The 15,319-nt window shown below is 43.9% G+C and carries 9 protein-coding genes; 2 read left to right on the top strand and 7 right to left on the bottom strand.

What is annotated here, in order from left to right; translation table 11 throughout:
- Positions 1-100 precede the first annotated feature (100 nt).
- The 4 genes from AC3D28_RS03725 to AC3D28_RS03710 form a co-directional block, all read right to left on the bottom strand.
- Positions 101-1,519: a YlbE family protein gene (locus AC3D28_RS03725; protein WP_488535580.1), complete on the bottom strand. Its 1,419-nt coding sequence runs from the start codon at positions 1,517-1,519 to the stop codon at positions 101-103.
- 3 nt (positions 1,520-1,522) lie between these two features.
- The gene (gene fdrA / locus AC3D28_RS03720) at positions 1,523-3,079 is read right to left on the bottom strand and encodes an acyl-CoA synthetase FdrA (RefSeq protein ID WP_488535579.1); all 1,557 of its coding nucleotides are present in this window, start codon (positions 3,077-3,079) and stop codon (positions 1,523-1,525) included.
- Between the two features lie 123 nt (positions 3,080-3,202).
- Entirely contained in the window at positions 3,203-4,462 is a 1,260-nt protein-coding gene (locus AC3D28_RS03715; protein ID WP_488535578.1) for an ankyrin repeat domain-containing protein, read from the bottom strand.
- 10 nt (positions 4,463-4,472) lie between these two features.
- Complete coding sequence (locus AC3D28_RS03710; protein ID WP_098415684.1) at positions 4,473-6,029, bottom strand: SulP family inorganic anion transporter; 1,557 nt, start codon at positions 6,027-6,029, stop codon at positions 4,473-4,475.
- Between the two features lie 1,190 nt (positions 6,030-7,219).
- On the opposite strand from AC3D28_RS03710, the gene AC3D28_RS03705 reads away from it, so the two are divergent.
- Together AC3D28_RS03705 and AC3D28_RS03700 are read left to right on the top strand one after the other, a co-directional pair.
- Positions 7,220-9,337: a methyl-accepting chemotaxis protein gene (locus AC3D28_RS03705; RefSeq protein ID WP_488535577.1), complete on the top strand. Its 2,118-nt coding sequence runs from the start codon at positions 7,220-7,222 to the stop codon at positions 9,335-9,337.
- A gap of 269 nt (positions 9,338-9,606) precedes the next feature.
- The gene (locus tag AC3D28_RS03700; RefSeq protein WP_098415686.1) at positions 9,607-10,596 is read left to right on the top strand and encodes a substrate-binding domain-containing protein; all 990 of its coding nucleotides are present in this window, start codon (positions 9,607-9,609) and stop codon (positions 10,594-10,596) included.
- A 32-nt stretch (positions 10,597-10,628) separates the two neighbouring features.
- Here the strand turns inward: AC3D28_RS03700 and AC3D28_RS03695 are convergent, their stop codons facing one another.
- The 3 genes from AC3D28_RS03695 to AC3D28_RS03685 all read right to left on the bottom strand — a co-directional run bounded on the left by AC3D28_RS03695 (position 10,629) and on the right by AC3D28_RS03685 (position 14,907).
- On the bottom strand, positions 10,629-11,333 hold the full coding sequence (locus AC3D28_RS03695; protein ID WP_488535576.1) for a 3'-5' exonuclease: 705 nt from the start codon (positions 11,331-11,333) through the stop codon (positions 10,629-10,631).
- A 1-nt stretch (position 11,334) separates the two neighbouring features.
- Positions 11,335-13,182, bottom strand: a complete 1,848-nt coding sequence (locus tag AC3D28_RS03690; protein WP_488535575.1) for a DUF294 nucleotidyltransferase-like domain-containing protein — start codon at positions 13,180-13,182, stop codon at positions 11,335-11,337.
- Positions 13,183-13,275: 93 nt separating this feature from the next.
- A complete protein-coding gene (locus AC3D28_RS03685) occupies positions 13,276-14,907 on the bottom strand; it encodes a sodium/sugar symporter (RefSeq protein ID WP_098415689.1) in 1,632 nt (543 codons plus the stop codon).
- Between the last annotated feature and the right edge of the window lie 412 nt (positions 14,908-15,319).

The following is a 15,319-nucleotide window of genomic DNA, read 5'->3' as shown; positions in this document are numbered from 1 at the left end:
ATCGATACCCAGAGCACGTTGAATGTGCTCCAAAGTAATCATGGAGGAATTGCGCCAGTGGAATCACTGGCGCAATGGTTGAGTGTCAATACTTGTCTGACTAGATCTTATTAGCGAACGCCAATAAGGCTTTTTCAAAACACTCCAAAGGAGGATTGGTAATACCACAGCCTATCATGCCGACACCCGGCTCTTTATGAGCAATCGCCGTGTTAATGATAGGAAGAATCCCTGTTTCAAGCACTTTACGAATATCGATGCCCGATGAAGCACCTTTGAAGTTCAACAAAGGAATCGTGATATTAGGGTTTGTTTTGGTTGTAATTTCATCCATCTGAATCGAGTAATCAATCGCTTCTGCCACCGTGCCGCCAACCAGCGCAACGATAGCGGGCGCCGTTGCCATCGCGAAGCCACCAATACCATAGGTTTCTGTGATCGCACTGTCACCGATATCTAGGCCGGAGTCTTCAGGCTTGTAGCCCGCAAATAGAGGGCCAACCACTTTCTGCGCCGGACCAGTAAACCAAGTAAACCCTGGCATACCGCTGATTCGAATACCAAATTCCACACCGTTACGTGCCATGGTGGTTACGAGGGTGCTGTTTTCAATGCCGTGCCCTGCATCCAAAGCACATTTACACATCGCCATCCAAGTCGGGCCTGAGAAATAGTCACTTGATGCAATAAAATCAAACACTTCACGCTTCTGTTCAGTCGTAAAGTCAGTCTGTAGAATACGTGGTGTCAATGCTTGAGCCAGCAGAGCCGTACCAGCGTTGTTGCGGTTGTGACACTCATCACCCATGTGCAGTGCTTGTGCCAACATCAGACGCAGATCAATCGGCTCACCGATTTCCATCGCCGCTTTGAGCATTGGACCGAGCAAATCACGCATCCATAGTAGACGCTCCACGACACTTTCATCGTTAGCGCCCATACGCAGAATCTTCGCCATCTGCTCACTGAGGTTGGTGTAAACTACGTTTCCGTACGCTTGGTTTTTCACAACATGCATATACATTGATGCTGAAGTGACACCCGCCATAGAACCCACGCAGTCATGCTCGTGACAAGGCGAGAAGGTTATTTCACCTGAGCCTGCCAGTCTAAAGGCTTCATCTAGATTATTCGCTAAACCTTCAAAAATCAGAGCACCGGTAACCGCACCACGCATTGGACCATTCATATCTTCCCATGCAACCGGTGGACCCGCATGTAAAATAGTGGTTTTGGTCATGCCAGGTACCACATCAATTGCGCGCTCGTACCCTACTAGAACAGGGTGTGAGTTAATGATGCGATCGACTGCTTGTTCATTCGCGGCTTCGATTTTAGCGGCAATTTCAGGTTGCGCCAATTTATCTAGAGCATCGATGACCGTTTGATTACCACCCGCAATTGGCTGCCAGCTCACTTGAGTTACTGGCGCTTGTTGTTTCTGAATGTCCTGCTTGAAAAACTCCAAACCCACGTTAATCACATTCAGGCCTGAAAACAATTGTTCGACTTTGCTCATCTCTTATTCTCCTTTGCTCACAAATCCACGTGCCAGTAGTCCGGTGTTTTGGCTGCTGCTAGAGATAGTGACTCCCGCTTGCGCCAGTTTCTCGATCTGTTCATTCATGTCCGGAGTGTCTAAATCGGTTCCGAGGACATAACCGAGAATTTCCAGATGTTGACCACGCTCTGCGGCTTTCTGTTTTGCTTCAATAATGGCAGGAAGCGTTACGCCTACTGGGTCTTGGTGGGAGCCGTAACCAATCACAAAATCAAGCAATATCACGCCAACTTCGGGATCGTCGGCTTCTTTCAACAAGCGATCAATGCGTGATGATGGGTCAATCATTGGGTGCGGACGGCCGTTAGTGAAATCATCATCACCAAAGTCGATAAAGGTATGCGCCTGACTAACGTCAATATCTGCCAAACGCTGTTCTGGTTTTTTCGCGATATTGCTGTAAACGTCGGAGAAGTGTTCACGAGCTAACATCATGGACTCTTCACACAAAGTACCGCCACAGAACAAACCACGGATGTATTTTTGTTCAGGTGCTAATTTGGCTTTAATTTCTTCAATTAATGGTAGGTTAAGCGCACGTTTGTTGATCCCAGCTTCATCCACGCCAGCCAAAATCACCGATTGCAACGCCGCTTCTTTCGTGGTTTTAGCAAAGTGTGCGCCTGCTTCAACCACTGGCGCTTCATCCCCGCCTAGCAGACAAACCACGACAGGTTTAGACATGGATTTCACTTGTTCAAGCACTTTGGCTTCAACACTTTTCGCTGCTGGTTTAGAAACAATCAGTACGATTTCAGTATTAGGATCGGCTTCAAGAGCACGCAGGCCGTCTAACATCATGACACCGCCTACCGCTTCACTCAGATCGCGACCACCCGTGCCAAGCAGTTGGGTAATGCCGCCACCAAAATCATGAATACGCGCCGCGACTTCTTGGCTACCCGTGCCTGATGCCCCCACGATACCGATATTGCCAGCACGGACTTTATTCGCAAAACAGAGGCCCACGTTATTGATGATCGCAGTACCACAGTCAGGCCCCATCATCAGCAGCCCTTTGTCATGAGCGAGCGTTTTCAGTTCAATTTCATCTTCTACTGATACGTTGTCACTAAACATCAACACATGCAGATCATTATTCAAGGCAATCAGCGCTTCGCGCTTGGCAAACTCACCAGGTACAGAAACAATCGCCAAATTGGCATCAGGTTGTTGTTTTAACGCGCTTTTTAACGTTGTAAACTTCTGTTCTTGTGCGCCACCGAGGCCAGTTGAAGACTTATCGCCGCCTTTTAATAACTTTTCGACTTCTTCCAGTGTTTGTTCACACACTTCTTCGCTCGCCGCTTTCACGACAATAAATAAGTCACCGCTATTGGCCGTACGAATCTCATCGTCCAATAGACCGACATTATCCAATACCCCCTTGTTCATGTCGGTTGCCATGGCAACAAACGCCTGTTCAACATCAGGTAATTCGTTGACTTTTGTCGACAATGCCATTAATGACACTGAATCAAAATAGTTATTTTTTTTGACTATTACTTTAACGACCATGTTCGCCTCTTTTTATTTCCACTTTATTGAGATAATAGTGACGCTAACTTTGTCACTATTAGCTCAAAGTTTTAATAATTAATTAATTCGTTTTAATTATTCCGGTTAATACATGATTATTTTTTAATTAAGCAATTGTTGCTTAACATCTAATAATTCACTGCTGTCATCACAAACATCAATTGCATAATTGATCACCATTAATGCTTGCTTGTTTTTACCCAGTAATTCTAATGATTTGCCTTTATGCAAATAATAAAGAGCATTGGTATAATCATGAGTAATTGCATTTTCTATCGCACATACGGCTTCGCTATGTCGTCCTAATGAACGCAAACTGTTACTCAAATGGAACGAATAATCATAACGACTTGGCTCCGCGGCCAGTAACTGATACATGGTCTCGACGGCCGTTTGATGCATCCCCAACTCTCGTAAATAGTTCGATTTGTGATAACGCACAAAAGGCGAACGAGGATTAGCTGCAATGCCCAAATCAAATTCTGCTAACGCTTGCTCACTTTGTTTGGCTAAACGATAACTATTGGCAATATATAAATGAAACTCTGCCGGATTATCGCTCAATGATAACCCCTGGCGATAAGCGTCAATCGCGTCTTGGTAACGCCCCAACTCCATCAACACGTAACCACAGTAATAATGGTAGCCCGTTCGGTCGGTAAACTCTGATGGCTTAGCGGTCAATACGCCAAGAGCATCTTCATATTCAAACGCCGCTAAATGTGCTTTCACCTCACGCAGCGCCGCGCTTTCGCTTGCTCGTACTGCTTTGGCATCCGTCATTAACGCCACCACACGAGTTTGTTGTCGTGCTTTAGCGTGTTGCAATGCGCTAATGCCATCGCGATCTTTAAGATGTTGATCGGCACCGGCGGATAACAGCATGTCGATCACATCGCCGTACAAGTACCCGCCATCACCAAGCACGACCGCCTCCAAAAGAGCAGACCAACCCAGTTTATTCGCGTGATTTACCGGAATCCCCGCCGCGAGGCTCACTTGAACCGTACGCAAGAAGCCCTTTTCACTGGATGGTAATAACGGAGTACCACCAAAACGGTTAATACTGGTGACATCCGCCCCGTGTAACAATGTCAGTGACAACAGATCATGGAAGCCATTAGCGCCAGCACACAGATATGGTGTCAACATGGTGACATCACGCGCGTTTACGTCGGCCCCCCGCTCCAGTAATACCTTGACCATCTCAATATTGTTATTTTGCACCGCTATCATCAACGGAGTGCAGCCATTATCATCACGACTTTCAATTGATGCACCTGTCTCTAGCTGTTGAGTTACATCATCTCGTGAACCCGCCTTAACCAGATCGTGCAGTGATAGTGAAATATTGCTATTCATAATGCTTCCTTTACACCGTTTCAGACTGTAATTTTTTTGCTTCTAATTCTTCAGCAGTACTTTCTTTGAGGTTGTAGAAGTGCTTAACACCAAACAGCCCTGCCAGCATTAAATATGAGTACACAAACATCATTGACTCAGGTTGTGCAAAGCCAACACCGTTGGCGTGAATAAAGCCAATAATGGAGAGGAAAGCCGCAACCAGTGCCGCAACTACAGCTCGCAGCGGCGTATTATTGATGGAGAACACCACCATACAACCCCATAACAAGCTAGCCAGAGGCGCGCCGTTGCCTAAACCCACCATGCCTTCGTAATAGATACCTTTAGCTGCCAGAGCATCGATGCCAACTTCATGCGCGTTAGTACCTGCGGTCGCTAAAGTGTTTTTGAACATGGTCAGAGCCCAATATCCGACCCACGGGAATAAACAAACAAAGATAGCTGGAACTTCCAGTTTTGGAGACTCACGTACCACCTGATTAGCAGTAACGATACCGATGTATACAAGGATTGGCGCGATTGCAGCACCCGGGATTAGACTCAGTAACAGCGCGCCTAGACCAAACAACGACACGAGGAACACGATGATACCGTTGAATAAGGTATAACCGATACTGGCCCCCATCTGTTTGTAAGCCGCGTGACCAACATATACAGTCACAGGGAATGGATTACCTAAGAACGCCCCGATCATGGAAGAGAAACCATTGACCGTCATCACTTTACGAGTTGGGTAAGCATCGCCAGCCGCATCAGCACTTTCAATGTTTTCTAAGTCAAACACATAGTTGGCAAGACCCAAAGGCACCGCTGAAGCTAAGTAAGGTAAAGCATGAGGAATACCTTCGACAAAATCATCGATGTGCAAACCTGGAGGGTTAAAACCTACGTCAGACAGTGCAGCAACAATCGCTTCTGGCGACTGCAAACCAAATGCCCAAGCCAGCACGGTGCCAGCAATAATCAATAACAAACCAGTCGGGATTTTAGGAAACAGTGGGCTAGAGCCAAACCAGTTAATAAAAATCAGCCCCAATACCACAAACGAAACGACTGGCGTTGAGAAGGCTTGTAACATTGGGTTTAAAGCCAACAAGGTCAAACCTAACCCCGCTAAACACGACAGCAGCACCGTACGCGGGACGATGCGACGGATCGCGTCACCAAAGAAAGAGCCGATAAGTAGAATCATCGCTTCAACAAAACACCACACGAGAGCAATCTGGATAGCAAATTGTGCATTTTGTGTGGTTTGGTATACCGGCATGATAACCAAAAATGTGACGGTAAAAATGGAAGGAGCGCTTGGCCCTGAAGGTAACGCTGTAACGTCATCACGACCGGTTTCTTTTCTTAATTTGTAAGCAAACCACGCATAAAAAACACTGGCACACATAACGGCAAAGCCGAATGCAGGCGCAACTTGCCCCATAACAAAGTCTTTGGGCAAACCAACCACAAAAAGCAACAAGCCCATCATGGTTAACAAGTTAGTTAAGTTATTGGTAAATAAGCCGAAAAAAGCGGCCCAGTCGCCTTTTCGCCATAATTGAGTCATATCCATAATCATTTCCCTAAATTTAATTAACGTTATTATTCACACCGTTAAAGCAACATTAAAGCTAGCAAGTTTGGGTACGCTTTATAAATTAATAAAATGGATGATGGCTATCTGAAGTAATAATAGTCACCAACAAACACCACTCCACTTAACATTTAATTAACAAAAATGACGGCATTTGTGTTTTTTATGTGATAGTGAACAAATTTCAAAAATAATCCCGTCGATGTTATTCGTTTTATATCCATGAACTTAATCACAAAAATAAAAGAGATGGTGCTTGTTAGGTTATTTGATAAGTAAATGAAGAGCATTAATTATTTAAATTAGCAGCATAAGTCGAGTAAGTGTATTTATAAATACCACTCGTTCAATACAGGCTCCAATGACCTTGTCATGCCTTATTTCCGGCTTTTAAAACAACTGGTCTACAGCCTAACTGTTTTGTCAGTGAGGTATAACTACAACTAAAGTTTAATAATTAAAAAAATGCCATATATTGAATCAATGAAGCGCATACTGAACGACTGAGACATGTGATTTATATCTCACCCGTTCATTAATATTCCTGTTTGGATATTTACCGCTGAATTAACCTACTCTTTAAATAACTGGTTTATTTTTCCGCCCCATAAAACACAACCTAAATCACAAAAACAACCGACATGGTTATTGTTGCCAGTATGATAATAAATTGGATTTTGATGGTTAACCTGATGCTAATGAACCTCTGAGGGCCCTTACTTTCTTGGATTAGATTCCCATAATGGCACTATCACTATAGACATTAATGGCAAAAACGTTAAAAATAAAAATATCAATAGCACTTGTAACTTAGATATCGTTTAATCTCATTTATTCGACTGATGATGAGCAAAGACAAAAACCAATAACCGTCCAAACTTAACCACATACTCAGACATTTACGGTGATATAAAAAGTTCAATATCTTTAATTATTAATTAGTAAGATCGTTTTACTTCCAGATAAACACCTGCATGTATGCAACAAACCACCATGCTCATGAGTTTATATTTTATTGCTTTTATCATTCGCATCTAAATATAAATATCGCGCAATGCAAATAGATAGTTATCATTTTTTGATCAGCATCTGATTATCTTGATGCTGCGCATTGGGCATCTCTTATAAAAAACACAGTCCAAACTAAGAGGACTCAATGGGAATTATTTATGTCTAATTGGAGTATCAGAAACAAACTTTTACTCGCACTCGCTTGTTTAATGCTTGTGATAATTGGGGGAATTTTTTTATCTATTACGTTATCACTGAAAGAGGTAACGACAAAAACCACCGATTTTTCGGCTAAAATGCTCGAAGAGAACACTGTAGAAACCATAGCGTTCGCGACAAAGAGCGCGGAAGAAGAAGTAGAACAGTACATCAACTCCGCATTAAATCTCGCAGAGGCTTTATCTTCAACTCTTGAAGCAACATCGTTAAAAAATGATGGTTACCCTCTCGACAGGAAACAAGTCGAGGCCATCACTAAAGAATTGCTCGTTGACCATCGTGAATTCAGCGCTCTGTACACCTACTTTGAACCTAATGCTTATGACAGTTTAGACGACCAGTTTGCTTCTCGTGGCTTAAGCCACAGCACGGACAGTGGTTCTTTAGAAGTCTATTGGTATCGAGATGGTTCAGAGGTCATTCAAGAGCGTATTACCGATTCAGATGAAAAATACGACGGTAGCCTTAACGAGTTTGGTGAGCGCAATGCAGAATGGTACCTATGCAGCCTAGAGACAAAAAATATCTGTATCTTAGAACCTTACCGCGAAGAGGTTAGCGATGGCATTTACCAACTGATGACCAGTATCACCTACCCTGTTTTAGATGGTAATACTTTCTTGGGGATGGTTGGCATTGACATATTTTTGCCAGAATTACAAAAGTTAGTCACTCAACTCTCTGACGGCCTGTTTAATAACCAAGGCGAAATGCTCATCATTTCTGAGCAAGGGACGATCATCGCTGATAGCGCCTTAAGTAATGCTGCAGGGCAATCACTCAAAGCGGTGAATCCAAAATTATGGGCGCAAATAAAAGACGTCAATAACCAAAGAGAGCGGAATACTCAAGATTCATTGATATCGGTGAGTGAAATTACACTAACAAAATCGTCAAAATGGACTTTAGTTTATCTCCTGCCTAAGTCTGTCGCATTAGCCGATTCCATCACCTATCAAAAGATACTCACTTCAAGCTTTAATGAGATTAATTCGACATTAGCCATTCAAGCACTCATTGGTTTGATCCTTGCGCTTGTTGTGATTAGCGTGATGCTCACTAGCTTTACTAAGCCATTGGTCAATATGAGTAAGCACTTTCAAACTCTTGCCAGCAGTGACGGGGATCTGACGATAAACATTCCTAGCCAGAAGCATAAAGAATTGGATGAAATGGCCACCGGCTTTAACAACTTTATTGATAAATTCAGAGCCATGATTGCGATAATGAAAAGTCAATCTAGAGACATAGGCACGAATTCCGAGTCTCTGTTGCAATCCTCCAATGCTTCAAAACAAGCAGCACAAAGTCAATCTTCTGAAACCGACAGTATAGCAACAGCAATGAACGAAATGGCTGCGACTGCGCAGGAAGTGTCTGTCCTCGCTCAAAACACCTCACAGGAAGCCAATGAATCAGACAGGTTGTTAAATAAAAGCTTAACCATGTTTACTAAAACGCTTTCAGATATTCATGTGGTTGCCAAAGATATGGATACCGCGTGTGAAAGGATGTCGCAAGTGGCATGCAGAAGCGAAGATATCTCAAAAATATTGGACGTTATTAGAGATATTGCAGAGCAGACCAACTTATTAGCACTGAATGCGGCGATCGAAGCTGCCCGTGCTGGTGACACTGGACGTGGTTTTGCTGTGGTTGCAGATGAGGTGCGCAACCTTGCTTCCCGTACCCAACATTCGACCGAAGAGATTGACGCGCTAATTCATAGCTTACAAACTGAAGTTGATAGCACGGTAAATCAAATAGAAATAAATAGAGATAAAGTATCGAGTGCGGTTAAAGATGTCGAAAGCAGCAATCAAAGCTTACAAGATATGACGAGCATCATCGGTAGTATCACAAGTAACTCAATGCAAGTGGCGACAGCTGCTGAAGAGCAAAGCTCCGTGACCGAAGAAATCAATCGCAATATCACCGCGATAGTGGATACAGGACGACAACTTAATCATCTCTCTGAGGAGGTTGAAACCATTAGTCAAGAGATGGAAAGCTCAATTTCTGAACTCGATAAACAACTCAATATGCTTAAGTCATAAGTTCCGCGACCGCAATTCACCCTCCCCACAAACCCCGGCTGACTGAATAAGCTGGGGTTTATTAACACTCAGATTTAGCCTTCATTACTATACGTTGGTTTCATTCATTGCATTACATGGAGTGACTAACGTATACATCACTTAGATCTCACTTACATATCAGTGGTATAGGTCTTATTTTCAAAAGCAAATTCTCTATCTATTTGTACTTGTTACACAATCGGTGTTTAATACCTTTAGTTCAATTTTCTAGCCAGTAAAGGTTCTCTATGGCAACGATCAAAGATGTCGCGAAAGAAGCCGGTGTTTCTGTCGCCACGGTTTCACGTGTGATCAACAAATCCCCCAAAGCGAGTCAACGCTCCATCGACTCCGTGACCAAAGCAATGAAACAGTTAGGTTATCGTCCCAATGCTGCCGCTCGAGCATTAGTCAGCCAAAGTACCACGACCATGGGCGTTTTGGTCGGCGATGTGTCCGACCCATTTTTTGGCTCAATGATTAAATCCATCGATCGCATCGCACACAATAACGGCAAACATCTTTTGATAGGCAATGGCTACCACAACGCAGAAGATGAACGCCAAGCGCTCGAATTACTCATTAATAGCCGTTGTGATGCCATTGTCATTCATTCTAAAGCCTTATCGAATGAGGAGCTGGTCAGTTACGCCAATGAAGTAAAAGGCATGGTACTGATAAATCGTCATATTCCACAATTAGCTGAGCGTTGTATTTCCCTCGATAACCAAAAAGGCGCGTACATAGCAACAGAGTATTTGATCCGTCATGGGCATCACAAAATAGCGCATATCGCGTCCTCTCATCACATTGAAGATACCCAAGAGCGTCAACAAGGGTATCAAGCCGCACTCAAAGAACATGGCATCGAATTACCCAAAAGCTATATCGAATACGGCGAGCCAAATAGTGACGGAGGCGAAGCTGCAATGACTAACCTGTTAACCAAATCACTCGAATTTACTGGCGTGTTCGCCTACAACGACTTTATGGCGGCAGGTGCTTTAGCGGTGTTGAAAGAAAATGACATAAGAGTGCCAGAAGACGTCGCGTTGATCGGTTTTGATGACGGGTTAATTGCGCGTTTTGTTCATCCTGGCTTAACCACGATTCGCTACCCGATTGAGATGATGGCAGAACGTGCGGCACACCTCGCCTTAGCCTTATCACGTGGTGAAATTATTGAAGAAGAAACCGCTATATTTAGTCCAACGCTAGTGCGCAGAAACTCGGTATAAGCGTCTTACCACATGCGGAAACAGCGTTGATTTCAGTTTGAAATATCGGCGATTACGTGCAGAGGGGCGTAATCGAGGCCAAACAAGCGATCAACTTGCGCAAGGTATAATTCCGCAGTAGCAACGGCATCACTGAGTGCGTTATGGGCTTGATACTCAGGTAGTTCATGCCCTTCCCTAATTGAGCTTAAGCGCCAATCAGAACGGACAGGCCGTAATTTTTCACGGTACTGCTCAATTTTTAACGTATCCAACCATATTAAGGGCAATGTCGGTTGTTCAAACTGCGCTCTGACATAGCTCTCTAAAAAACGTTTTTCCATTACGCTGCCATGCGCAATGAGAATTTTTCCCGCCATCGCATCAAACAGTTGAAAAAAAGCCGCATGTTCATCGATGCCGAAAGTGTCTATTGTTTCAGGCCTTAAGTGGTGGATTTTTACCGAGTCGGCAGTTGCGGCAACTGGCTGATTGATAATAACGTGTCGAGCACTCCCCAAATGAATCTGATTTTGGCGAACTTCAACCCACCCCATACTCAAAACTTTGTCTTGTTCAGCATCAAAGCCGGTGGTTTCGAAGTCTAAGACTAATGTATTGAGGGACTTGATATCAGCGACGGCACTGGGCAACGGCGTGCGCAACAGCGCATTCAGAGATGCTGGTAAATGCGCCGTTTCAAGGTTATTACGCTCGGTTTCTAACTGCGCAAAATGTCGTGAGTATGAACGAAACATATTAGGCACCAAACTTCATTTTTAACGCATCTTGATAGCCGCCAATAATTCGGAATGCATCTTTTAAATGCTGTCGTTCAAAGCTGCCAAACCGGTCAGGAAAGATTAAGTTTGTCACGCTGAGCCCCTCTCGCAGGCACTTCAGGTGATGAGAATACCTCATTTGCGTGACATAACGGTAGGTGCCAATTAAATCCTGATATGAGTTTTCGTTCAGAACTCCATGCTCAAACGCGAACTGAATTCGATCCTCCGTAGAGAGCGTTCCTCCCGCCCCACCGCTGAGCGCATAAATTCTCGCAATATCCACCAGCAAGCCAATCGCCGCTTTTTTTATGTTCAGCGTTTTTCCATCACTATGGTCACTTTCTAAGACTAAGTTGTTAAATATTCCCAGAGGCGGGCGATCCGTGAGCAAGTTTCTCACCAGTGCCGACATCAAACGTGGGTTATTTTGAATACACTCGTTACGATAATGGTCTATTTGATCAAACAGGCTCTCATCCCCCGCGATAAAGCGTATCTCTAAAAAGACGTTTAAGTTAAGCAGCAAATCGTATTCAGGGTTATTCGCCCATTTACGATAGTATTGTTTCCAAATAAATAGCGGTTGATTCCATTTTGAAGTGGCCGCCATAAAGCGTCCACTACACAGTGAATATCCACAGGCGGCTAACCCTTTACAGACATACATTGCCAAGTGCTGAAAATAGAATCTATCAGCCTCTGTGGCGGAATCTTCGAGCACCAACGCATTATCTTGATCCGACCCTAAATGCACTTCACCTCTGGCATGCGACCCGGCGGCTAACCATGCGTATCGACAAGGTGGGGTCCCGACCGTTTGTTCTGCCAACTTGAGTAATTGTGATGTGAAGGCATCATAAATCATGCTAAGTACCTGGCCGATAATAGTAGCAGGTAAATGCGCTTCGACCATCGCCTCGAATACAGACTGACGTTCATTCGTTAAGCCGGTGAGTGCATCTAATGTGTCACAATAACCAATTTTCTCTATCAGAAAGATGGCTTGAACACTGTGTTTTTGAATCAATTGTTGCGGAGTAATTAAGCCGACTATCTGTTTATCGTGGTTAATCAGTGGGACATGTTGAATGTTATGTTTCATCATAAGGTGAACGGCAGAGAGAACCAGTTCATCCTCTGTGAGCGTTTTAGGCTCAGCGGTCATGATATCAACAATAGGCCGAGAGACATCCATCGCCTCCGCCACCACACGATTGGTGATATTTCTCTCACTGACCATTCCAATTAATGCTCTACCTTCTACAATCAGCGCACACGAACAGCCTTGATGAGCGCGCATTTTTTTTGCCACGGTTTGGATGCTCATATTCGGACTGACTAAAACAATATCTGAGAGTGCCACTTCTTTTACCGTCTTAAAATACAGTCCCTTTTCAGCCTCAAGCAATTCAGTATTCACACTGGATTTAAGCCGATGATTCGCGTCAATCGCGAGCTGGTCAGCAACCGACCCAAGGTGAGCCACTTTACTCAGTAATCTGGCATAGTTAAATTTATAAATCAGACAGCTTTCAACGGTCACTATCTGATAATTGTCTTGTTCTAAGTTAAAACCGAAGACATCATTTTTGCCTAATCGAGCCCTCAGGTTCCCGTTGGGTAAGCGCTGCTCAATCACCCCTGATCGGATAATATAAAGATTCCGCTCTTGCGAGTCGTTCAGTGAAATATGTTGCTCTTTTCCCCAATAAAGAATATCAGCATCAGTGGCAATACTGTCTAGGATGTCATCGGGAATGCTAGAGAATGGCGCGATCGTTTTTAGAAAAGAAACCACATTAGGCAATAAGGTAGAATCCATAGGTACTCCGTTTATACCCTAGATGTTCAGAAATTGTGCGAGACAAATAAAAAAGCTCCGCCAGTATATAGCGGAGCTTAATCAACGGTCTACTTACCAGAATAGTGCATAGAGAACGGTCAGCACGATCATAATTCCGTAAGCCGCGATATTGAAGCTGCGATCAGTGGCAAACATAGATGCCGTGACACTGATACCTTTTGGATCATCATCGTGAACAGAAGTACTCAAACTAGTTAGAGCAATCACCACAATGGTAAACAGCAGCGTGTATAGCATCTGGTTCATAAATGGCATCGCAATTGGCATAAACTTCAAGAACAACGCAAAAGGAATAGATGCAACAACACCAATAATGGCACCTTTGCTGGTTGTTTTCTTCCAGAATAGACCTAGCAAGAATACGGCTAGAATGCCCGGGCTAACCAGACCAGTGTACTCTTGAATATATTGGAATGCCTGACCAATACCACCTAGCATTGGCGCAATAAAGCAAGCAATAACCAGCGCAATAACGGCAGCTGAACGACCCACGTTCACCAGTTTATGGTCACCTGATTCAGGGCCAATGTACTCTTTGTAGATATCCATGGTAAAGATAGTCGCTGTCGAGTTAAGCATAGACGCTAACGAAGAAACGATCGCAGCGGCTAGTGCTGCAAAGACGACTCCTTTCACACCGACGGGTAGGAATTGAGTCAACCAAGGGTAAGCTTTATCAGCATGTGCTGCACTTGGCAGGTTGGTTGCGCCCACCTCACCAAGGTTGGCCAGTAGTTGGGCATCAGAAGTAATGACGTAAGCAGCAATGCCTGGAATAACCACTAGGAATGGCACGATCAATTTCAAAAATGCCGCAAACACAATACCTTTTTGTGCTTCAGCGATCGACTTAGCAGCAAGGGTTCTTTGAATAATGTATTGGTTGAAACCCCAGTAATATAGGTTAGCAACCCATAAGCCACCAATCAGTACCGCGATACCCGGCAGGTTCATGTACTGTGGGTTACTTTGATCAAGAATCATCTCAAAGTGGCCAGGTGCTGCGTCGACCATTTTTGACATGCCGGCCAACCAACCGTCATCACCACCAATATAGCTAACCGCCATAAAGGTCGTCATGAAACCACCAAGGATCAGGAAAAACACCTGAATAACATCGGTCCAAACCACCGCAGATAAACCACCGTACACCGAGTAAACCAAAGCAAACAGTGCCAAGCCCACAATAGAGTATATTAACGGGATGCCTAAAATGGTTTCTAGCGCCAAACCACCCAAGTAAAGTACCGAAGTCAGGTTGACGAAAATGTAAAGTGAGATCCAGAAAATCGCCAAAATGGTTTTGAGCTGCTTATTGAAACGCTTTTCGACAAACTCAGGGATGGTGTAAATCCCCTTTTCAATAAAGATAGGTAAGAAGTATTTACCGACGATAACCAGCGTGATGGCAGCCATCCATTCGTATGACGCAATCGCTAATCCAATCGAATAGCCAGAGCCGGACATACCGATAAACTGTTCTGCTGAAATGTTTGCAGCGATCAGTGACGCACCAACCGCCCACCAAGGAAGGGATTTACCTGCAAGGAAGTAATCCTCTGTACTTTTTTGCACTCCTTTCTTGTCACGGGACACCCAAAGTCCCACACCAATAATAATTGCGACATAAATAGCAAACACCATTATGTCGATGGAGCTTAGCCCATGTTCTACATTAGACATTTGTTTCATCCTATAGTTTGTTTACGTCGATTAGTGTAAACGTTACCACAAAAGCAAAATGCAACATAAATCACAGATATCAGCACAATCTCGCAATAAGACGCACAATGCGTGAATGATCACAATTATTTAGCTTGATATATTTATCAAAGTAGAAAAACACAACACGGCAATGTAAACGATAACAAACAACGCTTGGGAAAGGAGTAAATTTAGAAAAATAACCGTTATTCTCAAACCACATCGACGCCTCGTTTAAAGTAAACCAGAGTCGGTATTTTGAGAATGGATAAAAGATAGATGCTCAATCAGCGCCATTTGTTTGCACAGTGGGCTATGGGGTTTCTGGCTTGAGTTTTTTGCAAACTCAACCCCACTTTGAAGTGAACAAGGCCTGTGGTTTCGTGAGTGA

It is taken from the genome of Vibrio sp. TAP-3B (assembly GCF_057784735.1).
This window is presented reverse-complemented; position numbering and strand designations above follow the sequence as displayed.

Excerpts from the sequence above, each read along its gene's own strand:
- AC3D28_RS03705 (WP_488535577.1), top strand. The coding sequence starts at position 7,220 with ATGTCTAATTGGAGTATCAGAAACAAACTTTTACTCGCACTCGCTTGT.
- fdrA (WP_488535579.1), bottom strand. The coding sequence starts at position 3,079 with ATGGTCGTTAAAGTAATAGTCAAAAAAAATAACTATTTTGATTCAGTG.
- AC3D28_RS03725 (WP_488535580.1), bottom strand. The coding sequence starts at position 1,519 with ATGAGCAAAGTCGAACAATTGTTTTCAGGCCTGAATGTGATTAACGTG.
- AC3D28_RS03715 (WP_488535578.1), bottom strand. The coding sequence starts at position 4,462 with ATGAATAGCAATATTTCACTATCACTGCACGATCTGGTTAAGGCGGGT.
- AC3D28_RS03685 (WP_098415689.1), bottom strand. The coding sequence starts at position 14,907 with ATGTCTAATGTAGAACATGGGCTAAGCTCCATCGACATAATGGTGTTT.
- AC3D28_RS03710 (WP_098415684.1), bottom strand. The coding sequence starts at position 6,029 with ATGGATATGACTCAATTATGGCGAAAAGGCGACTGGGCCGCTTTTTTC.
- AC3D28_RS03695 (WP_488535576.1), bottom strand. The coding sequence starts at position 11,333 with ATGTTTCGTTCATACTCACGACATTTTGCGCAGTTAGAAACCGAGCGT.
- AC3D28_RS03690 (WP_488535575.1), bottom strand. The coding sequence starts at position 13,182 with ATGGATTCTACCTTATTGCCTAATGTGGTTTCTTTTCTAAAAACGATC.
- AC3D28_RS03700 (WP_098415686.1), top strand. The coding sequence starts at position 9,607 with ATGGCAACGATCAAAGATGTCGCGAAAGAAGCCGGTGTTTCTGTCGCC.